Source organism: Streptomyces sp. SID13726 (assembly GCF_010548375.1).
In the GTDB taxonomy this organism is placed as follows: Bacteria; Actinomycetota; Actinomycetes; order Streptomycetales; family Streptomycetaceae; genus Streptomyces.
The window spans coordinates 154,928-177,198 of sequence record NZ_JAAGLY010000012.1; the positions used below are offsets into that span (position 1 = coordinate 154,928).

A 22,271-nucleotide genomic window follows, 5' to 3' on the forward strand; every position below is an offset into this window, starting at 1 on the left:
TGGTGAGCGGCACTGTCCAAGTGCCGCATGCTTGGATAGTGCCGGTATCCGAGAGGGGGTGCAAGACATGCGGCTGGCCGAACTCAGCGAACGCAGCGGGGTGTCCACCGCGACGATCAAGTACTACCTGCGCGAAGGCCTGTTGGCGCCGGGCCGCCAGGTCAACGCGACCACCGCGGACTACGACGAGGAGCATCTACGACGACTGCGGCTGGTGCGCGCGATGATCCAGGTCGGCGGGCTGCCCGTGGCCACGGTCCGCGAGGTGCTCGGCCACGTCGACGACGACTCGCTGGGCCGGACCATCAGGATGGGCGCGGCCCTGTGGGCGCTGCCGCAGGTTCCGGAGCCGGACGAGCAGGACGAGTACGTGCGGGCGGCGCACCGTGAAGTGGCCGAGCTGCTGGAGGAGTTGGGCTGGACGAACGCGCAGGCCCTGGTGACGATCTCGCCCGCGTACCGCTCACTGGTCGTCGCGGTGGCGGCCTTTCGCCGGCTCGGCTACGACTGGACGTCCGAACGGATGCTGCCCTACGCGGAGTTGATGCACCGGGCGGCGGTCCTCGACCTGGACTTCGTGGAGACGCACACCTCGGAGGCCGAGAAGGCGGAGGTCGCGGTGATCGGTGCGGTGCTCGCCGAACCGATGCTCCAGGCACTGCGCCGGCTGGCCCAGGAGGAGGAGTCGGCGCGGCGGTACGGCTTCGAGTGACCTACGGCGGACGGCCCCCGGAGACGGAGAAAGGCCCCTCGCCGAAGCGAAGGGCCTTTCCTCTACGTACCCCCGACCGGATTCGAACCGGCGCTACCGCCTTGAGAGGGCGGCGTGCTAGGCCGCTACACAACGGGGGCATGGAGCCTGCAAGCGTTGAATACTACACCGCCGCAGGTCCGAGCTGGTCTACCTGGACTCGAACCAAGACTAACTGAACCAGAATCAGTCGTGCTGCCAATTACACCATAGACCAATGTGGTTTAGACCAGTGCGTACCCCCGACCGGATTCGAACCGGCGCTACCGCCTTGAGAGGGCGGCGTGCTAGGCCGCTACACAACGGGGGCCCTAGCGATCCTGCATGAGAGTCAGCGGGTGCGACCCTGACTGACCCTCCGGGAAGGATCTGTACCCCCGACCGGATTCGAACCGGCGCTACTGCCTTGAGAGGGCAGCGTGCTAGGCCGCTACACAACGGGGGCTTCGCGGAGTTGATCTCCGCCTTTGCAGATGAGCTCTGCGAGCTGGCCTACCTGGACTCGAACCAAGACTAACTGAACCAGAATCAGTCGTGCTGCCAATTACACCATAGGCCACTGGAACGCAAGCCCCTGCGGGGATCTTGTTCTAGTTTTGCTCCTCCGGTTCCGGCCTTTCGGCCCGCTCCCCGGCGGCGCAGGAAGAACATTACCCGAAGGTGGACGGGGCTCCAAAACGGGTATCCGCGCCGAGGATCGCGGGGAGTTCGGCGAGCGAGGCGATCCGGTGCGGCCCCGCGGGCAGGGCAGCGCCCGTGTGCACACCGCCCTCGCGATCGATCCAGACCGACAGCAGTCCGGCCTCGGCGGCGCCCCGGCCGTCGATCTCCGGGTGGTCCCCGACGTACGCCACCTGGTGCGGGGCCAGCTCCAGGGCGTCGCAGGCCGCGAGGAAGGCGCCGGCCTCGGGCTTGGAGACGCCCAGCTCGGCGGCGCACAGGATGGCCTCGAAGCGGTCGTGCACCCCGAGGACGCGGAGTTTGTGGTCCTGGACCCGGATGCTGGAGTTGGAGAGCACCGCGTGCCGGTGGCTGGCGGCGAGGGCGTCCAGGACGGGCAGCACGTCGGGGAACAGGGCCCAGGCGGTCTCGTAGTGCGCGATGTACCGCTCGAACCAGGCGTCCGCCTCCGCGTCGCTCAGCTCCTCCCCCAGGAACACCCGCACCCGGTCCCGCCGCTGCCCCTGGAAGTCGACCTCCCCCGCCGAGAACCGCGCCCACTGCGCGTCGGTGACCGCCCGCCACCGCGCGATGGCCTGCTCGACACCGTCGTACGCCGCCATCAGCCCCTCGGCCGTCAGATGCAGGCGCATGCCGATGCGGTCGGCGCCGGTGTAGTCGAAGAGGGTGTCGTCGACATCCCATACCACGGCTTGGATGCTCATGTACCCGACGCTATCGGAGGCTGGCACACTGAAGACATGAACGAGTACCGAGTCCAGTTCACCGTCGAGGCCCGTGCGGCCTACGACGGTCTGCCCGGCGAGCGTCGAGCCCAGCTGGACAGGGCCGTACGGATACTGGCACGTGACCCCTACCGCAAAGCCGCGACCGCGCAGCTCGGCCCCGACGAGCATCTGCGGAAGGCGTACGTGGCCCCTGGCGTGATGCTGGAGTACATGGTCGCGGGGGCTGTCATGGTCATCGTCGTTCTGGAGATCTTCGACGAGTTCGCGTATCTGATCGACGAGAGCGACGCGGTCTGAGACATGCCTGAGGGGCGGTACCCGGAACTCCGGGTACCGCCCCTGCGTACGTGCGTGACCTACGCCGTGAGCTTCTCCAGCGCCGCGTCGATCCGGGCCAGGGTCGTCTCCTTGCCCAGGACCTCCAGGGACTCGAAGAGCGGGAGGCCGACCGTGCGGCCGGTGACGGCGACGCGGACCGGGGCCTGGGCCTTGCCGAGCTTGAGGCCGTGGGTCTCGCCGGCGGCCAGGACGGCCTCCTTCAGGGACTCCGGCGAGGTCCAGTCCGCGGACTCCAGCTTCTCGCGGGCCGTACGGAGCAGGGCGTCCGAGCCCTCCTTCATCGCCTTCGTCCAGGAGGGCTCGTCGAAGACCGGCTCCGCGAGGAACAGGAAGTCGACGTTGTCGGTGATCTCCGACAGGACCTTGAGGCGGGTCTGGGCGTGCGGGGCGATCGCCTGCCACTTCGACTCGTCGAAGTCCTCCGGGGCCCACGGGGCGAAGGGGGCCCGGAGCCAGGGGGCGCAGCGCTCCGTGAAGTCCTTCACGTCCAGGAGACGGATGTGGTCGGCGTTGATCGCCTCGCACTTCTTCAGGTCGAAGCGAGCCGGGTTGGGGTTCACGTCGGCGATGTCGAAGGCCGCGATCAGCTCGTCGGTACCGAAGATGTCCTGGTCCGCGGAGAGCGACCAGCCGAGCAGGGACAGGTAGTTGAGCAGTCCCTCGGGCAGGAAGCCGCGCTCGCGGTAGAGGTTGAGCGAGGCCTGCGGGTCACGCTTGGAGAGCTTCTTGTTGCCCTCGCCCATGACGTACGGCAGGTGCCCGAAGGCGGGCACGGTCTTCGCGACGCCCAGCTCGATCAGCGCCTTGTACAGGGCGATCTGGCGCGGGGTGGAGGAGAGCAGGTCCTCGCCGCGCAGGACGTGGGTGATCTCCATCAGCGCGTCGTCGACCGGGTTCACGAGCGTGTAGAGGGGCGCGCCGTTGGCTCGTACGATCCCGTAGTCCGGCACGTTCTCCGGCGTGAACGTCAGCTCGCCGCGGACCAGGTCCGTGAAGGTGATCGTCTCGTCGGGCATGCGGAAGCGGACGATCGGCTCGCGGCCCTCGGCGACGTACGCGGCGACCTGCTCGTCGGTGAGGTCGCGGCAGTGGCCGTCGTAGCCGGAGGGCTTGCCGGCGGCGCGGGCGGCGTCGCGGCGGGCGTCGAGCTCCTCGGTCGAGCAGTAGCAGCGGTACGCGTGACCGGCGTCCAGCAGTTTGGCGGCGATGTCCTTGTAGAGGTCCATCCGCTGCGACTGGCGGTAGGGCGCGTGCGGGCCGCCGATCTCGGGGCCCTCGTCCCAGTCGAAGCCCAGCCAGCGCATCGAGTCGAGCAGCTGGTCGTAGGACTCCTCGGAGTCGCGAGCGGCGTCGGTGTCCTCGATGCGGAAGACGAGGGTGCCCTGGTGGTGGCGGGCGAAGGCCCAGTTGAACAGGGCGGTGCGCACCAGGCCCACGTGGGGGTTGCCGGTGGGGGAAGGACAGAAACGTACGCGTACGGGTGCGCTAGCCACGCTTGACAACCTTGTTGGTGAGAGTGCCGATGCCTTCGATGGTGACGGCGACCTCGTCGCCGACGGTGAGCGGCCCGACGCCTGCCGGGGTGCCCGTGAGGATCACGTCGCCGGGGAGCAGCGTCATGGCCTCGGAGATGTTGACGATCAGATCCTCGATGGAGTGGATCATCTCGCTGGTGCGGCCGAGCTGGCGTTGTTCGCCGTTGACCGTGAGCTGGATCGTCAGGTCGGACGCCGTCTCCAGGTCCAGGCCGGTCTCCACCCAGGGGCCGAGCGGGCAGGAGGTGTCGAAGCCCTTGGCCCGGGCCCACTGCTTCTCGCGCTTCTGGACGTCGCGCGCGGTGATGTCGTTCGCGCAGGTGAAGCCGAAGATCACGTCCTTGACGCGGTCGCGCGGCACCTCGCGGCACATCCGCCCGATGACGACGGCCAGTTCGGCCTCGTGGTGGACGTCCGCGGAGAAGGAGGGGTACTGGATCTCGTCGCCGGGGCCGATCACCGAGGTGGAGGGCTTGAAGAAGGCGAACGGGACGTCCGGGACGTCGTTGCCCAGTTCCTTGGCGTGGTCGGCGTAGTTACGGCCGTACGCCACGACCTTGTTGGGGAGCACCGGGGGCAGCAGCCTGACCTTGCTCAGCGGGACCTTCGTACCGGAGAGCTCGAAGTCCGCGAACGGGATGCCCTTGATGATGTCGAGGACGAGCTCGTCCGGCCTGTCGCCCTCGACCGCGCCGAAGGCGACGTTCCCGTCGATGGAGAATCTGGCGATGCGCACGGGATCTGGGCGCCCCTCTACTCGGCCGGTGGAGACTGACGCTCCAGGCTAACGCGGTGAGGGGTGCCCCGAGGCGCTGGGCCGGGTCGGCGAGCGGTGTCCGGTGGGTGCGTCGCCGGGCGGAGGGGCTGTGTCGTCAGCCGCGGCGCGGCGGGCGTCGGGGGTCTGCATCCGGAGCCTCGGGCGCCCTCGCAGGCTCACGCGATACGCCCGGGTCACCCGCCCCGAGGGCGGTGATCCGGGCGCGCTACGGTTACTTGGCTGCGGAGACCGGGATCTCCATCAGGACCGTGCGGCGGGGGTTGGCGGTCTGGGCCGGGAGGTCGAGCGTGTGCTCCGGCTGCTGCGGGGCCTCCAGCGCGTCGGCGCCCTCGAGGTGCGCCAGCGTGGTGCGCCGCGGGTTGGCAATGTTGCGGAACATCATCGTCGTCTTCACGGTTGTTCTCGACCTCAGCGGTGGTGGGTTGGGCAGAAGCGGCCTTCTTGTAAAGCGCCAGGCTAAACATGCCATTCCCCTCCCAGGCCGTGGAGACCTCATGATCGGCATGTGAGTTTCCTCACTGACCTGTGGGCAAACCGGACAATTACGAGTCTCAACTCACCCCAACGAAACGGACATTGACTCCCTGAAGCCATCATTCCGCTCCTGATCATGGCGACTGGGACACCCTTGACCGCGGGGTGACTCGCGGGGCCATGTCCGTTATCCACCGGAAAGCTTTCCACGGCCGGTGACTCGGCCCTCACGTGGTGTCACGTAGGTCACGGTCTGACCCATGGACCTTGTTGGAGATCCGGCACTGTGCTGGAATTCCACGGACCGCCGCGGGATCGAGCCGGCGCACAGGGGGCGCAGAGAAGCGCCGAGCGGCGGTGAGAAGGGGGAGCCAGCGCCGGTCACTCAGATCACCCGGGGCGCGCATTCAGGGCGCTCCCCACAACGCCGACACCGTGCTTCTCCGTCCTGCGGAGGGGTGCCTGGTCCAGAGGTTGCGACGCTAGTGCAGGGACGTTTCAAGAGGGATGGCAGCGCTTCGGCCGAGCCGGAGCAGCACGGCGGGACTGGCCCCCATGTCGGCAGTTCCTCGCCCCAGCACGCCCAGAACCCGGGCCCGGCCCAGTCCGTCGACGGCGGTGAGCGCCCCGGGCGCCTCGGCACGTCGGCGTCCGGCCCCTCGGGAACCGGCGGCCCCACCGGTCCGGCCACGCCGTCGGTGAAGCCCCCCAAGGGTCCGAGCGGACCGGGATCGCGAATAGCTCTGCGCAACTGGCGCATCTCCACGCGTCTGGTGTCGCTGCTCGCACTCCCCGTCGTCGCGGCGACCTCGCTGGGCGCGCTGCGCATCAACGACTCGATGGACGACATCCAGCAGCTCGACAACATGAAGCTGCTGACGGAGATGACCAAGCAGGCCACCGAGCTGGCCGCCGCCCTCCAGGAGGAGCGCGACCAGTCGGCCGGTCCGCTGGCCCACAACTCCACGGCGAGCGACATCACGGTCAAGGGCTACCGGGACAAGACGGACCGGGCCGCGACCAACTTCATCAACGCCGCCGAGGACATCGACACCTCCAGCAAGGACGGCAACCTCCAGGGCGTCCGCGACAGCCTCGTCGGCCTGGTCCGCGACCTGGACACGCTGAGCAAGATCCGCAGCGACGCCTACGAGTCCAAGGACAACTCCACCCAGACGGTGGAGTCCTACCACCGGCTGATCACCCACCTGCTGGACCTCTCCCAGGACATGGCCGAGGCCACCAGCAACCCGGACATGATCCAGCGCACCCGTGCCCTGGCGGCCTTCTCCTCGGCCAAGGAGTACGCCTCCATCCAGCGCGCGGTCCTGGCGGCGGCCCTGCCCGCCAACAACACGACCACCGGCACCATCAGCGACAACGACCGGCTCTACGCCCAGGGCGCTCTCGACAGCGAGGAGTCCGAGCTCAGCAGCTTCCGGAGCATCTACGGCGACGAAGGCGCCGAGGAGCTCCTCAAGCCCATCGAGAACGGCAACTCCACCATCGAGGCCACCGACACCTACGCCGGGCGCGCGCTCGGCCGGTCGGACGGTCTGGCCACCCTGGACAAGCGGTCGTACAAGGACTGGGTCGACGACAGCTCGACCAAGATCCAGCAGATGGGCAACATCGAGCACACCCTGCTTGAGGACATGGAGCAGAAGGCCCGCGAGCTGCGCAGTGAGTCCGAGCGCGAGGCGATCATCTCCGGTGCGCTGATCCTGCTCGTCCTCGGTGTCTCCCTGGTCGGCGCCTTCGTCGTCGCCCGGTCCATGATCCGCTCGCTGCGCCGCCTCCAGGAGACCGCCACCAAGGTCGCCCAGGACCGGCTGCCCGAGCTGGTCAAGCAGCTCTCCGAGTCCGACCCGCAGGACGTCGACACCTCCGTCGAGTCGGTCGGTGTGCACTCCCGGGACGAGATCGGCCGGGTGGCCGCGGCCTTCGACGACGTGCACCGCGAGGCCGTCCGCCTCGCCGCCGAGCAGGCCCTTCTGCGGGGCAACGTCAACGCGATGTTCACCAACCTCTCGCGCCGCTCCCAGGGCCTCATCCAGCGTCAGCTCTCGCTCATCTCCGAACTGGAGTCCCGCGAGGCCGACCCGGACCAGCTGTCCTCGCTCTTCAAGCTCGACCACCTCGCGACCCGTATGCGCCGGAACGGCGAGAACCTCCTCGTCCTCGCGGGTGAGGAGCCCGGCCGACGCTGGACCCGCCCGGTCCCGCTGGTCGACGTGCTCCGCGCCGCCGCCTCCGAGGTGGAGCAGTACGAGCGCATCGAGCTGGCCGCCGTGCCGACCACCGAAGTGGCCGGGCGTGTGGTCAACGACCTCGTGCACCTGCTCGCCGAGCTGCTGGAGAACGCGACCTCGTTCTCCTCTCCGCAGACCAAGGTCAAGGTCACCGGTCACGCCCTGCCCGACGGCCGCGTCCTGATCGAGATCCACGACACCGGCATCGGCCTCTCCCCCGAGGACCTCGCGCAGATCAACGAGCGGCTCGCCTCGCCGCCCACCGTGGACGTCTCGGTCTCGCGCCGCATGGGCCTGTTCGTGGTCGGCCGGCTGTCCCAGCGCCACGGCATCCGCATCCAGCTGCGCCCGTCCGACTCCGGTGGTACGACCGCGCTGGTCATGCTGCCCGTGGATGTCGCCCAGGGCGGCAAGAAGCCCCAGCCCAAGCCCGGTCAGGGTGTCCCCGGCGCCCCCGCCGCGGCCCAGGCCGCCGCCGGTGTGGCCGCGGCCCGCCGTGGCAGCGGAAACGGCCAGGGCGGCGGTGCCCTCGGCGGCGCTCCCGCCGGGGCCGGCGCGGGGGCCCTCGGCTCCGGTGCTCCCGCGGGCGGCCGGCTCAACTCCGGTCAGGGTCCGCGGGCCGCACTGCCCGGCAGCGGTCAGGGCGGTCGTCCCGGTGGACCGGGCGGACCGCGTGGACCGCAGGGTCCGGGTACGCCTCCGCAGGGCCGCCCCGCTCCGGCGGGCGCCGGCTTCGGCGGCCAGGCCCCGGGTGCCCCGCAGGGCCTCCAGGCCGCGGGTACGGGCATGCCGGGCCAGGACGCGTTCAGCAGCCAGGACGCCTTCGGTGGTGGTCAGGACGCCTTCGGCGGCCGGAGCCAGACGCCCCCGCAGTCGCAGCCCTCGAACCCGAACCAGGGCTCCGAGCAGGGCGGCAGGCGCCGTCGGCCGCAGCTGCCGGGCCGCGGTGGTCCGCGCGCCGAGCTGCCGGGCGGCAACGCACAGCCCCGCACGCCCAGCTGGAGCGACGAGAACGCCCAGCCGCCGGTGCCACGCGCCTCGCTGGACACCCCGCGCGGTCACGACGAGGACCCGGCCGCGACGTCCCGGATGCCGCGCATCGACGACCACCGGAGCCCGGCGGCCACGTCCGAGTTCCCGCGGCCCGACTTCGACGCGCCGCAGAACACGGGCCAGTTCCCGCGCCCGGACTTCGACGCACCGCAGAACACCGGGCAGTTCCCGCGGCCCGGTGGGAACGGCCCGCAGCAGACCGGCCAGTTCCCGCGGCCGGGTGCGAACGGCCCCCAGGACACCGGCGAGTTCCCGCGCCCGGGTGCGAACCCCCCGCAGAACACGGGCCAGTTCGTCCGCTCGGACGTCTTCGGCACCCCCGGCGGGCAGAACGGCAGCTCGCGGGAGACCGGGCAGTTCACCGGCCCGGGCTCCTACGACGCCAACGCGACGGGCCAGTTCTCGGTACCGGGCTTCGACGGCAGCTCCACCGGGCAGCACTCCCTGCCGGGCCGTCAGAACCCGTCGTCCACCGGCCAGTTCGAGCGGCCGCAGAGCAACGGCGCCGACTTCGGCGCTCCCCGTCCGCCCATGCCGCCGCGTCCGCAGCGGCCGGCCCGCCAGGAACCCGAGGCGCTGCCTCCGGCCTCGGGGCCCGGCGACGGCCGTACGCCGCTGTACGACACGCTGGAGACCAACTGGTTCCACGGCGCGGGCCAGGGACAGCCGGCCAACGGCAACGGCTCCTCGGCCCCCCGTACGCCCCAGCAGCCGCAGCAGGCTCCTGCGGCCCCACAGAGTTCCGCCGCCGCTCCGCAGCGTCCCACGGCCTCCGCGGCCTGGCGCTCCTCGCCGAACGACGACCTCGTCCGGCAGGCGGAGCGTGTCCGGCAGCCGGCGGCGGGCGGTGTCACCACCTCCGGTCTGCCGCGCCGGGTCCCCAGGGCGAACCTCGTCCCGGGCACGGCTCAGCAGCAACAGCACCAAAACGGTCCGCAGGTCTCGCGTTCGCCTGACGACGTACGCGGCCGGCTGACCAATCTCCGTCGGGGTATCGCGCAAGGTCGTCAGGTCGGCGGCAACGGCCAGACGGGCAGCTTCCCGAACCCCACTCACCAGCAGGAGCGTTAGTTGAGCCCGATGAGCCAGGCGGCACAGAACCTCAACTGGTTGATCACCAACTTCGTGGACAACACCCCCGGGGTGTCCCACACCGTCGTCGTGTCCGCCGACGGCCTTCTGCTGGCGATGTCCGAGGGTTTCCCGCGCGACCGTGCCGACCAGCTGGCGGCCGTCGCGTCCGGACTCACCTCACTGACCGCGGGCGCCTCCCGGATCTTCGAGGGCGGCAACGTGGCGCAGACCGTCGTGGAGATGGAGCGGGGATTCCTCTTCCTCATGTCCGTCTCGGACGGTTCGTCGCTGGCGGTCCTCGCCCACCCGGAATGCGACATCGGCCTCGTCGGCTACGAGATGGCGCTGCTCGTCGATCGCGCGGGCGCCGTGCTCACGCCCGACCTGCGAGCCGAGCTGCAAGGCAGTCTGCTCCACTGACCCGCCCGGTTCCACCCGCCTCACCAAATCACCGTCCGGCCGCCACAATCCCCCCACCGGCCTCTTCAGACGGCTTGCCCGACCGACTTGCTGTCCCGCCCGGAGGATTCATGACCCCGCCCACCGCCTCTCATGATCCGTACGCGGAGCCGTACGAGGATGAGGGCGACCAGCCGCTGGTACGTCCGTACGCGATGACCGGCGGCCGGACCCGGCCGCGCTACCAGCTCGCCATCGAGGCCCTGATCAGCACGACGGCCGACCCGGCGGCGCTGATGGGACTGCTCCCCGAGCACCAGCGCATCTGCCACCTCTGCCGTGAGGTGAAGTCGGTCGCCGAGGTCTCGGCGCTGCTCGCCATGCCGCTCGGCGTGGCCAGGATCCTCGTCGCGGACCTCGCCGAGGCGGGCCTGGTCGCCATTCACCAGCCGGGCGGCGACGAGAACAACGGCGGCGCTCCCGATGTGACGCTGCTCGAAAGGGTGCTCAGTGGACTTCGCAAGCTCTGACGCGGGGCGGGCCACCACCTCCGCGAAGATCGTGGTGGCGGGCGGCTTCGGCGTGGGCAAGACCACGTTCGTGGGAGCGGTCTCCGAGATCAACCCGCTGCGCACGGAGGCCGTGATGACGTCCGCCAGCGCGGGCATCGACGACCTCACCCACACCGGGGACAAGACGACCACCACGGTCGCCATGGACTTCGGCCGCATCACCCTGGACCAGGACCTGATCCTGTACCTCTTCGGTACCCCCGGACAGGACCGCTTCTGGTTCATGTGGGACGACCTCGTACGCGGCGCGATCGGCGCCGTGGTGCTGGTCGACACCCGCCGGCTCGCGGACTGCTTCCCCGCGGTCGACTACTTCGAGAACAGCGGCCTGCCGTTCGTCGTGGCCCTCAACGGCTTCGACGGACACCAGCCGTACGCTCCCGAGGAGGTGCGCGAGGCCTTGCAGATCGGGCCGGACGCACCGATCATCACCACGGACGCCCGGCACCGGTCGGACGCCAAGAGTGCCCTGATCACCCTGGTCGAGCACGCCCTGATGGCGCGCCTGCGGTAACGCCCCCGAGGCGTGTCGACCAGCTCCCAAATCAACAGCGTCATACGGCAGTTGTCGTAGATGTACCGGAGCCGGCTGTGGTCTTTGACACGGTCGGCCCCGGTGTTCATAACGTTTCGGCAGAGGAATCGGGTGGTACGGCCACGCGTGGTTGCCAACCGGTCTCGCTGCGCTCACAACGGCCCCGTCTTTTGACGGGGCTCGCTCTTTATGACCGTTTTATCTAGGGCTTACATCACTCGTAATCCCCGCGTACCACTGTTTGGAGGTGCGCAGGCCGTCGTGCTGGAATGCCTGAACTGCCCAATAGTCAAAGACGTACTCACTAGTCGATGGCGTACTGGGCTCTGAGAGACTGCGGCACAACGTAGGTGCCGACCCCTCCGAGAGGTTGTTGGTCGAGTGAGGCGAAGCAAGAACGGTCCCGAGCCGTCGGCCCGGGGCAACTTCACCCCGCCGCCGCGCGGAGCGGCGCCCACCCCTGTGCCCGGTTCGGAGCCGACGCCCGCGCCGGCGTCCAGCGGTGGCCGCTTCTCCCCGCGCAACTGGCGCGTGCCGACCCGGCTGAACGCGATCCTGCTCATACCCGTGATCGTCGGCCTCGTCATGGGCGGCTTCCAGGTGAAGAGCTCGATCGACACCTGGCGGGAGGCCGAGGACGCGGAGAACACCGCGCGTCTGGTGCGGGCCTCCCTCAGCTACGCCGACGCCCTCTACAACGAGCGCGACAGCACCGCCGCCCCCCTGCTCAGCGGGGAGGGCCAGGACAACGCCACGGTCGTCGCCGCTCGCAAGAAGACCGACGAGGCCGCCGCGGCCTTCGACGAGGCCGCCCAGAACATGCCGCAGAAGGCGGGCCTCCAGCGCCGCCTCAAGCTGTTCAGGGACGGCGAGGGCGGTCTCCAGACGCTGCGCGCGGGCGCCTACACCTCCTCCAAGTTCACCGGGGTGAAGACCGAGGAGGGCTACACCCAGGTCGCGCACCCGCTGACCGAGTTCGCCAACGAGCTCGGCCTCGGCACCGGAAACATCACCAGCTACGGCCGCACGGTCTACGCCATCGAGCTCACCAAGGCGGCCCTGTCGCTCCAGCGCTCCATCGGCATGCACCTGCTGATCAAGCCGGGCCCGGGGCTGAGCAGTTTCGCCAGCCAGAAGGTCGCCCTGTCCTCGTACGCGTACCTGGAGGGCATCGCCGTCGAGGAGTACGTCGGCGGTGGCACCGAGGCCGACGCCGCGAAGCTCGAGACCGCGAAGAAGCAGATCCAGACCGAGGGTGCCGCGCTGGCCAAGCAGGCCGCCACCGAGGCCGCCGCCAAGGGCCAGACCTACGTCCCGCCGCCCTCCGAGCCCACCGAGATGGTCACGAGCCTCGCCCAGCTGCCCTCCATGGACGACAGCGCCCGTGAGGCGCTCGCCAAGGACGGCATCACCGCCGAGAACTGGTGGGCGGTCAACACCCTCAAGTACAACGCGTACCGGCAGATCGAGACCGACTTGGCCGACACCGCGGTGAACGAGGCCGCGAGCATCGCCGACGACGCCAAGCGCGACGCGTTCATCGTGGGTGCCGCCGTCGTGGTCGCCCTCCTCCTGGCGTTCATCCTGGCCGGTGCGGTCGCCCGGCAGATGTCCCGCTCGATGCGTCAGCTGCGCAACGCCGCCTTCGGCATCGCCGAGCAGCGCCTGCCGATGCTGGTCGACCAGCTCTCCCGCACCGACCCCGGCCGGGTCGACACCCGGGTCGCGCCGATCCCCATCAACACCAAGGACGAGATCGGCGAAGTCGCCCGCGCCTTCGACCAGGTCCACCGCGAGGCCGTACGACTCGCCTCCGAGCAGGCCCTGCTGCGGGGCAACATCAACGCGATCTTCACCAACCTCTCCCGGCGCAACCAGTCCCTGATCGAGGGCCAGCTGACCCTGATCACCGACCTGGAGAACAACGAGGCCGACCCGGACCAGCTGGAGAACCTCTTCCGCCTGGACCACCTCGCGACCCGTATGCGCCGCAACGGCGAGAACCTCCTGGTCCTCGCCGGCGAGGAGCCCGGCCGCCGCTGGGACCAGCCGGTCCCGCTGGTCGACGTGCTCCGTGCCGCCTCCTCCGAGGTGGAGCAGTACGAGCGCATCGAGCTGTCCGGCGTCCCCGAGGCCGAGATCCACGGCCGCGCGGTCACCGACCTCGTGCACCTGCTCGCCGAGCTGCTGGAGAACGCGACCACGTTCTCCTCGCCGCAGACCAAGGTCCGCGTCACCGCGACCCGTCTCCCCGACGGCCGCATCATGATCGAGATCCACGACAAGGGCATCGGCCTCACCGCCGAGGACTTCGCGGACATCAACCACAAGCTGGCCAACCCGCCGACCGTGGACGCCGCGATCTCCCAGCGCATGGGCCTCTTCGTGGTCGGCCGGCTCTCCGACCGGCACGGCATCCGCGTCCAGCTGCGCCCCTCGGGCGAGCAGGCCGGCACCACCTCGCTGGTCATGCTGCCCGACGCGATCACCCACGGCGGTGGCGGCGAGCACCAGCCGGCCAGCGACGAGTTCACCGTCTCGCAGATCATGCCGGAGCAGCAGTACCAGGGCGAGGACTTCAACAACGGTCTGCCCATGCGTACGGCAGCGGAGCTCGGCTTCGACGACAGCCGCTACTCCGAGGTCCCGGACGACATACGCGAGCTGGACCCGGTGGGCCGCTCCCTGATGCGTGAGGAGCGCCGCGCGGCCCTGGAGGCCCAGCACCAGGACGAGCCGGCCGCTCTCCAGGGCCCGGAGACGCCGTCGTACGCCGACGCGTTCGACGCTCCCCACAACGCCCCGCAGACCGGTTACGACAACGGCCACCCGGGCTACGCCGAGCAGCAGCCCGCCTCCTACGACCAGCAGACGTCGTACGAGGAGGCGCAGCAGGCGCCGTACGAGGAGCAGCGGCAGACGTCGTACGACGAGCCGAAGCGCCCGGCGTACGAGGAGCCGTACTTCGCGCAGAACGGCGGCCTGCCGCAGAACGACACGTTCTCGCCGAACGGCGGTTACCCGGAGCCGTCGTATGCGGAGCCGGTCCAGGAGGAGCCCGCGGCGGTGCACGCGGCCGCGCCGGAGACCTTCTCGGGCTTCGAGGAGCGCCGCTACCAGGATGACTGGCCGCAGCCGGACAGTTACCGGGGCGGCTACCCGGACCAGTACGCTCCGGAAGCGGAATCTGCGCAGGCCGCTGACGTGAGTGAGCGTGACCGCGTAGGCTTCGACCGTCCGGGACCGGCCCCCGCCTCCGTGGGTCACGAGCTGACCGATGCCGGCCTCCCCCGCCGCGGATCCACCGCGGCCGGCGCGAACGGCTCGAACGGCACGCGGCACGCGAACCAGGAGCCGGCCACCTCCGCTCCCGAGAGCAACGGCGGCGACATCTGGCGCTCCTCCAACGACGAGCGGTGGCAGCAGGCCTCCCAGCTCCGCAAGCCCAAGGCGGGCGGGGTCACCTCCTCCGGTCTGCCGCGGCGGGTGCCCAAGGCCAACCTGGTCGAGGGAGCCGCCGAAGCCACCCCGCAGGGGGGCCCGTCGGTCTCCCGCGCTCCCGAGGACGTCCGGGGCAGGCTGAGCAATCTGCGTCGCGGGGTCCAGCGGGGCCGCAACGCAGGCAGTGAAACGAACGGTCAGGGCTTCGGTTCTGACAGCACCTACAACCAGGAGCGTTAGTGTGAGCCCGATGAGCCAGGCGGCACAGAACCTGAACTGGTTGATCACCAACTTCGTGGACAACACCCCCGGGGTGTCGCACACGGTGGTGGTCTCCGCCGACGGACTCCTTCTGGCGATGTCCGAAGGCTTTCCCCGCGACCGGGCCGACCAGCTGGCTGCCGTCGCGTCCGGTCTGACCTCGCTGACCGCGGGTGCCTCCCGCATCTTCGAGGGTGGGGCCGTGAACCAGACAGTTGTGGAGATGGAGCGGGGATTCCTCTTCATCATGTCCGTTTCCGACGGTTCGTCGCTCGCGGTTCTCGCACATCCGGAGGCGGACATCGGCCTCATCGGGTACGAGATGGCCCTTCTGGTGGACCGTGCCGGTTCGGTCCTGACGCCCGATCTGCGTGCGGAGCTCCAGGGCAGCCTGCTCAACTGACAGACAGACGGTGCGTTTTGGCGTCCCGGGGCCGTAAGGTTTCGGGACGCGGCTCCACAGTGATGGGTGCCCGGCACAGTCGGAGGAGGAGAGAAAGTGGCAACACCCCCAGGTGGTTCATCTGGCAATTGGTCGTACGGCCCTGGCCAGGGCCAGAACGACGGTTCCCAGAACCCGAACCGCTACAACTTCCCCTCCGCACCGAGCCAGCGGCGCCAGCAGCCGTACGCGCCCCAGGGTCCGCAGGGTCCCGGGCCGTCGCCGTACGACCAGCCGCCGGCCCCGCGCATCCAGCCCGTGCAGCCGCAGCGACGCTCCGAGCCGGCGCCCGCCGGGGCGTCGAACAACCCCCTGGTGCGTCCGTACGCCATGACCGGCGGCCGGACTCGCCCCCGCTACCAGCTCGCCATCGAGGCGCTGGTGCACACCACCGCGCAGCCGCACCAGATGCAGGGCCAGCTGCCCGAGCATCAGCGGATCTGCAACCTCTGCCGTGAGATCAAGTCGGTGGCCGAGATCTCGGCCCTCCTCACGATCCCTCTCGGCGTGGCCAGGATCCTCGTCGCCGACTTGGCGGAGGCGGGACTGGTCGCCATTCATCAGCCCGGCGGCGACGAGAACGCCGGCGGCCAGCCAGACGTGACACTGCTCGAAAGGGTGCTCAGTGGACTTCGCAAGCTCTAGCGGCGGTCCTTCCCGCTCCACCACCTCGGCGAAGATCGTGGTGGCGGGTGGCTTCGGCGTGGGCAAGACCACGTTCGTCGGGGCCGTCTCGGAGATCAACCCGCTGCGTACCGAGGCCGTGATGACGTCCGCGTCCGCGGGCATCGACGACCTCACCCACACCGGGGACAAGACGACCACCACGGTCGCCATGGACTTCGGCCGCATCACCCTGGACCAGGACCTGATCCTGTACCTCTTCGGTACACCCGGACAGGACCGCTTCTGGTTCATGTGGGACGACCTCGTACGCGGCGCGATCGGTGCGATCGTCCTGGTCGACACCCGGAGGCTCGCCGACTGCTTCCCGGCCGTCGACTACTTCGAGAACTCCGGTCTCCCCTTCGTCATCGCCCTCAACGGCTTCGACGGCCAGCAGCCGTACAACCCGGACGAGGTCCGCGAGGCGCTCCAGATCGGCCCGGACACCCCGATCATCACGACGGACGCACGCCACCGGGCGGACGCGAAGTCGGCGCTGATCACGCTGGTGGAGCACGCGCTGATGGCGCGGCTCCGGTAGGACGCACGCGAGAGACGGCCCCCGCGCCTCCTTCGGGAGGTACGGGGGCCGTTGTGCTGTGTCGGGGCAGAAGGGCGGGAGGCAGGGGCGGGGGGCTACCAGAGTCCGGCGGGGTCCCGGTCGGCGGCCCTGCGGAGGATGTCCCGGACGGAGCCCATCCCGTACTTGTCCTCGTCGCTGGAGAGAGCGGCCACCTCCAGCAGGAGCGGGCGGATGTCGACCCCCGCGTCCCGGGCCTGCGCGCACAGGTCGTTCAGCAGGACCATCTCGTCCCGGGTGTCCTTGCCGTGGTCCCGCGCGGACAGGTGGAGCAGCTCGCGGCGGAGGGAGTCCCCGGACACCGGCCGGGACGGCAGGCCCGTGACCGCCGAGAAGTCGGAGCAGCGGTTCAGCAGGGCTCGTACGGCGGCCCGGGTGGGCTCGTCCCCCTGGTCGTAGCAGGCGAGCAGCGCGCGCAGTCCCGTTTCGGCCTCCGCCCGGACGTGCGCCTCGTCCAGCGGATGCGGCGCCGCGCTCACCTTGGCCATCCAGTCGGGGTCCCGCATGTCCACCTCCCGGAGGGAGACGGATCGGAGCAGCTCGTCGACGCGCTCGACCTCGGCCGTCAACTCGCCAGGCACACCCATCGGTTCCCCCCTCCGTCGCGGTCGGTGGCATCACCGTACGCGTACGAAGGCCCCGGCCGCCCTCTCGGCGGCCGGGGCCTTCGTCACGTGCTGAAGGCGCTGGAGGTGCTCAGTGCCAGCTGTGCGGGGCCCGGAAGCCGCCCTCGCGCTCCAGGCGGCGCCAGCCGGCCTTGGGGCGGCCTCGGTGGGTCGGGGTGGACGACGGGGCGGCCGCGGCGCGAGCCAGGAGGATCGCCGTGATGGCGGCGACTTCCTCGGGCTCGGCGTGGCCCTTCTCGACGCGGATGTCAGGGGTGTTCATAGGTCACAGTCTCCGTGAGAGAGGTTTCCGCGAGGGTGTCGCGGAGGGTCCGCCGGGTTACTGCGGGGGGTTGCCGTGCTTACGGGAGGGCAGGTCGGCGTGCTTGGACTGGAGCATCGCGAGGGACTTGATCAGGACCTCGCGGGTCTCCGCCGGGTCGATGACGTCGTCGACCAGACCGCGCTCGGCCGCGTAGTACGGGTGCATGAGCTCGGACTTGTACTCCTTGACCATGCGGGCCCGCATGGCCTCGGGGTCCTCGGCCTCGGCGATCTGACGCCGGAAGATGACGTTGGCGGCACCTTCGGCGCCCATCACGGCGATCTCGTTCGTCGGCCAGGCGTAGGTGAGGTCGGCGCCGATGGACTGGCTGTCCATGACGATGTAGGCCCCGCCGTACGCCTTGCGCAGGATCAGGGAGATCCTCGGCACGGTGGCGTTGCAGTAGGCGTAGAGGAGCTTCGCGCCGTGGCGGATGATTCCGCCGTGCTCCTGGTCGACGCCCGGGAGGAACCCGGGGACGTCCAGGAGAGTGACGATCGGGATGTTAAAAGCGTCACACATCTGGACGAAACGTGCAGCTTTTTCCGACGCCTCGATGTCCAGGACACCGGCGAGCGTGGAGGGCTGGTTCGCCACGATGCCGACCACCTGGCCGTCCAGGCGGGCCAGCGCGCAGATGATGTTGCGGGCCCAGCGCTCGTGGACCTCGAGGTAGTCGCCGTCGTCGACGATCTCCTCGATCACCTTGGCCATGTCGTAGGGCCGGTTGCCGTCCGCCGGGACCAGGTCGAGCAGCACGTCGCCGCGCCGGTCGGCCGCGTCCGTGGACTCCGCCCGCGGCGGGTTCTCCCGGTTGTTCTGCGGGAGCATCGCCAGCAGGTAGCGCACCTCGGCGAGGCAGGTCTCCTCGTCGTCGTAGGCGAAGTGGCAGACGCCGGAGGTCTCGGCGTGCACGTCGGCGCCGCCGAGGCCGTTCTGGGTGATCTCCTCGCCGGTCACCGCCTTCACGACGTCCGGTCCGGTGATGAACATCTGCGAGGTCTCGCGGACCATGAACACGAAGTCCGTGAGGGCGGGGCTGTAGGCCGCGCCGCCCGCGCACGGGCCGAGCATCACCGAGATCTGCGGGATGACGCCGGACGCCTTGGTGTTGCGCTGGAAGATGCCGCCGTAGCCGGCGAGCGCCGAGACGCCCTCCTGGATACGGGCGCCCGCGCCGTCGTTCAGGGAGACCAGCGGCGCACCGGCCGCGATGGCCATGTCCATGATCTTGTGGATCTTCGTGGCGTGGGCCTCGCCCAGCGCGCCGCCGAAGATGCGGAAGTCGTGGGCGTAGACGAAGACCGTACGGCCCTCCACCGTGCCCCAGCCGGTGATCACACCGTCGGTGTACGGCTTCTTGGCCTCCAGGCCGAACCCGGTCGCCCGGTGCCGGCGCAGCTGCTCGACCTCCTGGAAGGAACCCGGGTCGAGGAGCAGCTCGATGCGCTCCCGTGCGGTCAGCTTGCCCTTGGCGTGCTGCGCCTCGGTCGCCTTCTCGCTGGGGCCGGCCAGGGCCGTCGCACGGATCTCGTGCAGCTCGGCCACCCGCCCGCGCGCGTCCGTCGGCTCACCCGTCGACTCACCCGGCGCCTCATCCAAAACGGTCATGTAGCGACCTTACGAAGACCCGCGAGGAAAGCGAGCCGTCGACTCCGTACAGTCTCCGGCCCGTTTTCCTGGTGCCACTGAACAGAACCCGGCAGGCATGCAGGCGTTCCGACTGCTCAGGGGGCCTGCCGCTTGTAGGGGTCGCACAAAGTCAGGGTGTGAGAGCCAGCTCACACTCATGCGAGGCGCAGGCCGTTCCGGGAGTGACGCGCAGGTGCAGCAGGCGGCCGGTGGCGAGCACCTCGACGGTGTCGTCGGCCCGCAGGACCGCGCGCACCGGGTGGTTCCAGACGATCTCCAGCGGTTCACCCGTTCGAGGGGGTTCGCTCACGCAGAGCGTAGCGGTCCGGCCCCGGCGCCGGACCAGCACACTCGCCCCCGCCGAGGCGGTGAACGGACCCGCCGTTCCGGCCCGCCAGAAGTTCGCGGCGGTGAGGCCGAGGCGGTCGACACGGACCGCCTGGCAGGCGCTGTCGTTGGCGAGGACCGACAGCCAGTGGCGGTCGGCGGCCCGGGCGGCGACGGTACGGCGGGAGGCGCCGGGCAGCAGGACATAGGCGTACGTGGCGTCCACCGGGTCGGTGCCGTGGTCGAGCCAGAGGGTCTGCCACCGGCGGGTACGCCGTTCGTCCGTACTGGTGGTGTTGATGTCGGACCAGGCGCCGGTCCGGTCCTCGCGCAGGGCCCGCAGCCCCTCGGGGACGAGCCAGCCGCCGTGTCCCTCCAGATGGGCCCAGCCCCTTCCCCGTACGAACGTCCGCGTGCCGTCCTCCCCCAGGTTGCGGTTGTCCACGACCGTCTCGACCGGAACGCCGTCCGTGCAGGTGATGCCCGCGCCGAGGCAGATCACCGCGTCCTCGGCGCAGAACCACGACTTGCGGGCCTGGAGCGTCGATGCCAGGCCCTTGAGATGCTGGCCGACCGCCGCGTACTCGCCGTCGGTCGTGCCGCCGACCCAGCGGACGTCCGGCTTGGGCTCGCCCCACTCGCCGCCCGCCCGGTCGGGCAGGCGCCCGGTGGAGACCGTCGTCCCCGGGAGGCGGTACCAGTCGACGGTGGGCCAGTACCAGTCCGTGTACTGGTCGCCGCCGCCCGGCACCCACCAGGAGAGCATTCCTGCGCCGGTGTGCCAGCCGCGCGGGTTCTCGCCGTTGCCGCACTCGTAGTGGGCGATGCGGTCGCTGGCCATGGCGATGTTCGCGACGAATCCGGGGCGGCGGTGGACGGCCCGGTCCATGGCGGCGAAGAGGTGGTGGCCGACGGGCTCGGGGGCGGCCGGGACCGGCGAACCGGCCACCGTGTGCAGCCGGGCGAGGTCGGCCACGCCGAACTGAGGGGCCGTCAGGACCGGGGCGACGGTGTCCCGTTCGATCCAGCCCTTCACCATCCCGTACCAGCGGTCCCGCTCCCCCGCGTCCGCCCCGCCCGCGAGCAGCGCGACGGCGGCGATGATCCCCTGGCCGTGGAAGTGGTCGCTGCGCATGACGTGCCGGTCGTCGCTCTTCAGGTAACCCCGGCTGACGGCACGGCCGTTGACGCTGTCCATCACCAGCCCGTCGTGGATCAGCGGGGCGTAGGCGCGCTCGACGCTGTCGAGGACGATCCGCCTGGCCGGGTCGGTCACCTCCCACGCGGAGCCGGCGAGGAGGGCGAAGAGGCGGCCGAGGCCGTCGAGCATGACCTGGCCGTAGGTGCCGGAGTAGGCGACCCAGGTGTGCTGGACGAAGGACCCGTCGGCGTAGAGGCCGTCGCCCTTCGTGACGTACGGGAAGACCGGTGAGAGCGCGTCGCGGGCGAGGGCGATCCGGTCGGGGGCGGCGCCGAGGATGCCGCGCAGGGCGACGGAGCGGCACAGGTCGACGCGGTTGGCGCCGGTGGAGGTGCCGGAGTAGTCGGTGAGCGCGGTGTCGGGGATGAAGTGGTCCACGGCGGCGCAGGCCGCCTCGACGCGCCGGGCGCCGAGGTGGTCGTAGAGCGCGATCGTGGTGTCCATGAGGAGGCGGGGGCTGCCGATCTGCCATTCCCACCAGTTGCCGTAGCGGGTGGTGGCGGGGTGGTAGACCGTGGCGGAGAGGTGGTCGAGGCCGCGCAGGACGTCCGCGAGGAGGGTCTCGTCGCCGGTCGAGCCGGTGCCCTGCTGGAGGTAGGCCTGGGTCATGGTCCACAGGCGGCTGTAGCTCTGGGTGATGCCGGTCGGGGGGTCGTAGGGGAAGCCGGGCCACAGGGAGGCGGAGGCCGGGGTCATGGTGGCGCGGAAGGCGCGGGCGAGTGCGCCGGTCTCGGCGAGGCGGGCGGCGTAGGGCTCGGCGGTGGGGTCGTAGCCGGTGCCGAGGGCGATGTCGAGCCAGCGTCGGCGCAGGACGGCGTAGGGGTCGGCCGCCGCGGAGGCGGGCGCGGGGGCCGCCGCGGCGAGGAGTGCGGCCGCGATCAGAACGGCCCGGCGGGTGGGGTGCGGGTGGGCTCTGCGCTGCGGGTTCATATCGGGGCGTGTACCACCGGGAGACCGTCGGGCCAACACTTCGCGGATGATGTTGAAAGGCCCGCGGAATAGGTCTACGGTCGTTCGCGTTGAGTGGTTCAAGATTCAACATACTCACCTCTAGGGAGTCTCGTCATGGCGAACACCGACCTGACCGCACTGACCGGCGACTACACGATCGACGCCGCGCACTCCACGATCGGCTTCACCGTGCGCCACGCGATGGTGACCAACGTCAAGGGCAAGTTCGGCGACTTCAGCGGCTCGCTGCACCTGGACGGCGGCGACCCCGCCGCGTCGACGGCGTCCATCGACGTCAAGATGGACAGCATCGACACCGGTTCGGCGGACCGGGACGGCCACCTCAAGAGCGCCGACTTCTTCAAGATCGACGAGTTCCCGACGATGACCTTCCGCTCCACCAAAGCGGAGGCGCTCGGCGACGAGGACTACCGCATCACCGGTGACCTCACGATTCTCGGCACCACCAAGCCGCTCACCATCGACCTGGAGTTCAACGGCGCCGCGAAGGACCCCTTCGGCAACGAGCGCGTGGGCTTCGAGGGCAAGGCCGAGATCAAGCGCTCCGAGTGGGGCCTGACCTGGAACGCCACGCTGGAGACGGGTGGCGTCCTGGTCTCCGACAAGATCAAGCTGAACTTCGACATCTCGGCGATCAAGAACGCCTGA

At 70.1% G+C, this 22,271-nt stretch carries 19 protein-coding genes and 5 tRNA genes; 11 read left to right on the forward strand and 13 right to left on the reverse strand.

Annotated elements, in window-relative coordinates:
• The first annotated feature begins 67 nt into the window (after positions 1 to 67).
• Positions 68 to 712, forward strand: a complete 645-nt coding sequence (locus tag G3I78_RS28880) for a MerR family transcriptional regulator (RefSeq protein WP_164429738.1) — start codon at positions 68 to 70, stop codon at positions 710 to 712.
• A gap of 67 nt (positions 713 to 779) precedes the next feature.
• Here the strand turns inward: G3I78_RS28880 and G3I78_RS28885 are convergent.
• The 6 genes from G3I78_RS28885 to G3I78_RS28910 all read right to left on the reverse strand — a co-directional run bounded on the left by G3I78_RS28885 (position 780) and on the right by G3I78_RS28910 (position 2,136).
• A tRNA-Glu gene (locus tag G3I78_RS28885) sits at positions 780 to 852 on the reverse strand.
• 44 nt (positions 853 to 896) lie between these two features.
• Positions 897 to 968 (reverse strand) — tRNA-Gln (locus G3I78_RS28890).
• Positions 969 to 988: 20 nt separating this feature from the next.
• Positions 989 to 1,061 (reverse strand) — tRNA-Glu (locus tag G3I78_RS28895).
• 62 nt (positions 1,062 to 1,123) lie between these two features.
• Positions 1,124 to 1,196: transfer RNA gene (locus G3I78_RS28900), tRNA-Glu, on the reverse strand.
• A gap of 42 nt (positions 1,197 to 1,238) precedes the next feature.
• Positions 1,239 to 1,310, reverse strand: a tRNA-Gln gene (locus tag G3I78_RS28905).
• A 91-nt stretch (positions 1,311 to 1,401) separates the two neighbouring features.
• Positions 1,402 to 2,136 (reverse strand): HAD family hydrolase, encoded by a 735-nt coding sequence (locus tag G3I78_RS28910; RefSeq protein ID WP_164429740.1) that lies wholly within the window; start codon positions 2,134 to 2,136, stop codon positions 1,402 to 1,404.
• A gap of 36 nt (positions 2,137 to 2,172) precedes the next feature.
• Between G3I78_RS28910 and G3I78_RS28915 the strand changes: the two genes are divergently transcribed.
• The gene (locus G3I78_RS28915; protein ID WP_164429742.1) at positions 2,173 to 2,457 is read left to right on the forward strand and encodes a hypothetical protein; all 285 of its coding nucleotides are present in this window, start codon (positions 2,173 to 2,175) and stop codon (positions 2,455 to 2,457) included.
• A gap of 59 nt (positions 2,458 to 2,516) precedes the next feature.
• Here the strand turns inward: G3I78_RS28915 and gltX are convergent, their stop codons facing one another.
• The 3 genes from gltX to G3I78_RS28930 form a co-directional block, all read right to left on the reverse strand.
• Complete coding sequence (gltX, locus tag G3I78_RS28920) at positions 2,517 to 4,001, reverse strand: glutamate--tRNA ligase (RefSeq protein ID WP_164429752.1); 1,485 nt, start codon at positions 3,999 to 4,001, stop codon at positions 2,517 to 2,519.
• Positions 3,985 to 4,770, reverse strand: coding sequence for a fumarylacetoacetate hydrolase family protein (locus tag G3I78_RS28925; RefSeq protein ID WP_164429753.1), 786 nt, complete (start codon positions 4,768 to 4,770; stop codon positions 3,985 to 3,987). The genes gltX and G3I78_RS28925 overlap by 17 nt, the downstream gene beginning before the upstream one ends.
• A gap of 253 nt (positions 4,771 to 5,023) precedes the next feature.
• The gene (locus G3I78_RS28930; protein ID WP_164429754.1) at positions 5,024 to 5,206 is read right to left on the reverse strand and encodes a hypothetical protein; all 183 of its coding nucleotides are present in this window, start codon (positions 5,204 to 5,206) and stop codon (positions 5,024 to 5,026) included.
• Positions 5,207 to 5,771: 565 nt separating this feature from the next.
• Between G3I78_RS28930 and G3I78_RS28935 the strand changes: the two genes are divergently transcribed.
• The 8 genes from G3I78_RS28935 to G3I78_RS28970 all read left to right on the forward strand — a co-directional run bounded on the left by G3I78_RS28935 (position 5,772) and on the right by G3I78_RS28970 (position 16,522).
• Complete coding sequence (locus tag G3I78_RS28935; protein WP_164429755.1) at positions 5,772 to 9,662, forward strand: nitrate- and nitrite sensing domain-containing protein; 3,891 nt, start codon at positions 5,772 to 5,774, stop codon at positions 9,660 to 9,662.
• Between the two features lie 9 nt (positions 9,663 to 9,671).
• Entirely contained in the window at positions 9,672 to 10,085 is a 414-nt protein-coding gene (locus tag G3I78_RS28940) for a roadblock/LC7 domain-containing protein (protein ID WP_003973453.1), read from the forward strand.
• A 110-nt stretch (positions 10,086 to 10,195) separates the two neighbouring features.
• The gene (locus G3I78_RS28945) at positions 10,196 to 10,594 is read left to right on the forward strand and encodes a DUF742 domain-containing protein (protein ID WP_003973454.1); all 399 of its coding nucleotides are present in this window, start codon (positions 10,196 to 10,198) and stop codon (positions 10,592 to 10,594) included.
• Positions 10,575 to 11,150, forward strand: coding sequence for an ATP/GTP-binding protein (locus G3I78_RS28950; RefSeq protein ID WP_007384912.1), 576 nt, complete (start codon positions 10,575 to 10,577; stop codon positions 11,148 to 11,150). Before G3I78_RS28945 ends, G3I78_RS28950 begins: the two co-directional genes overlap by 20 nt.
• A 402-nt stretch (positions 11,151 to 11,552) precedes the next feature.
• Complete coding sequence (locus tag G3I78_RS28955; protein WP_164429756.1) at positions 11,553 to 14,852, forward strand: nitrate- and nitrite sensing domain-containing protein; 3,300 nt, start codon at positions 11,553 to 11,555, stop codon at positions 14,850 to 14,852.
• A 10-nt stretch (positions 14,853 to 14,862) separates the two neighbouring features.
• Positions 14,863 to 15,276: a roadblock/LC7 domain-containing protein gene (locus G3I78_RS28960; RefSeq protein ID WP_007384910.1), complete on the forward strand. Its 414-nt coding sequence runs from the start codon at positions 14,863 to 14,865 to the stop codon at positions 15,274 to 15,276.
• A 96-nt stretch (positions 15,277 to 15,372) separates the two neighbouring features.
• Positions 15,373 to 15,960: a DUF742 domain-containing protein gene (locus G3I78_RS28965; protein ID WP_164429757.1), complete on the forward strand. Its 588-nt coding sequence runs from the start codon at positions 15,373 to 15,375 to the stop codon at positions 15,958 to 15,960.
• Positions 15,941 to 16,522, forward strand: a complete 582-nt coding sequence (locus tag G3I78_RS28970; protein WP_009314218.1) for an ATP/GTP-binding protein — start codon at positions 15,941 to 15,943, stop codon at positions 16,520 to 16,522. The genes G3I78_RS28965 and G3I78_RS28970 overlap by 20 nt, the downstream gene beginning before the upstream one ends.
• A 95-nt stretch (positions 16,523 to 16,617) precedes the next feature.
• On the opposite strand, the gene G3I78_RS28975 is transcribed toward G3I78_RS28970, so the two are convergent.
• The 4 genes from G3I78_RS28975 to G3I78_RS28990 all read right to left on the reverse strand — a co-directional run bounded on the left by G3I78_RS28975 (position 16,618) and on the right by G3I78_RS28990 (position 21,581).
• A complete protein-coding gene (locus tag G3I78_RS28975; RefSeq protein ID WP_164429758.1) occupies positions 16,618 to 17,148 on the reverse strand; it encodes a hypothetical protein in 531 nt (176 codons plus the stop codon).
• A gap of 109 nt (positions 17,149 to 17,257) precedes the next feature.
• Complete coding sequence (locus tag G3I78_RS28980) at positions 17,258 to 17,449, reverse strand: acyl-CoA carboxylase subunit epsilon (RefSeq protein WP_164429759.1); 192 nt, start codon at positions 17,447 to 17,449, stop codon at positions 17,258 to 17,260.
• A gap of 57 nt (positions 17,450 to 17,506) precedes the next feature.
• Positions 17,507 to 19,102, reverse strand: a complete 1,596-nt coding sequence (locus G3I78_RS28985) for an acyl-CoA carboxylase subunit beta (protein WP_164429760.1) — start codon at positions 19,100 to 19,102, stop codon at positions 17,507 to 17,509.
• Between the two features lie 151 nt (positions 19,103 to 19,253).
• Complete coding sequence (locus tag G3I78_RS28990; protein ID WP_164429761.1) at positions 19,254 to 21,581, reverse strand: polysaccharide lyase 8 family protein; 2,328 nt, start codon at positions 21,579 to 21,581, stop codon at positions 19,254 to 19,256.
• A gap of 135 nt (positions 21,582 to 21,716) precedes the next feature.
• Here G3I78_RS28990 and G3I78_RS28995 point away from each other — a divergent pair, with 135 nt between their 5' ends.
• On the forward strand, positions 21,717 to 22,271 hold the full coding sequence (locus G3I78_RS28995; RefSeq protein WP_164429762.1) for a YceI family protein: 555 nt from the start codon (positions 21,717 to 21,719) through the stop codon (positions 22,269 to 22,271).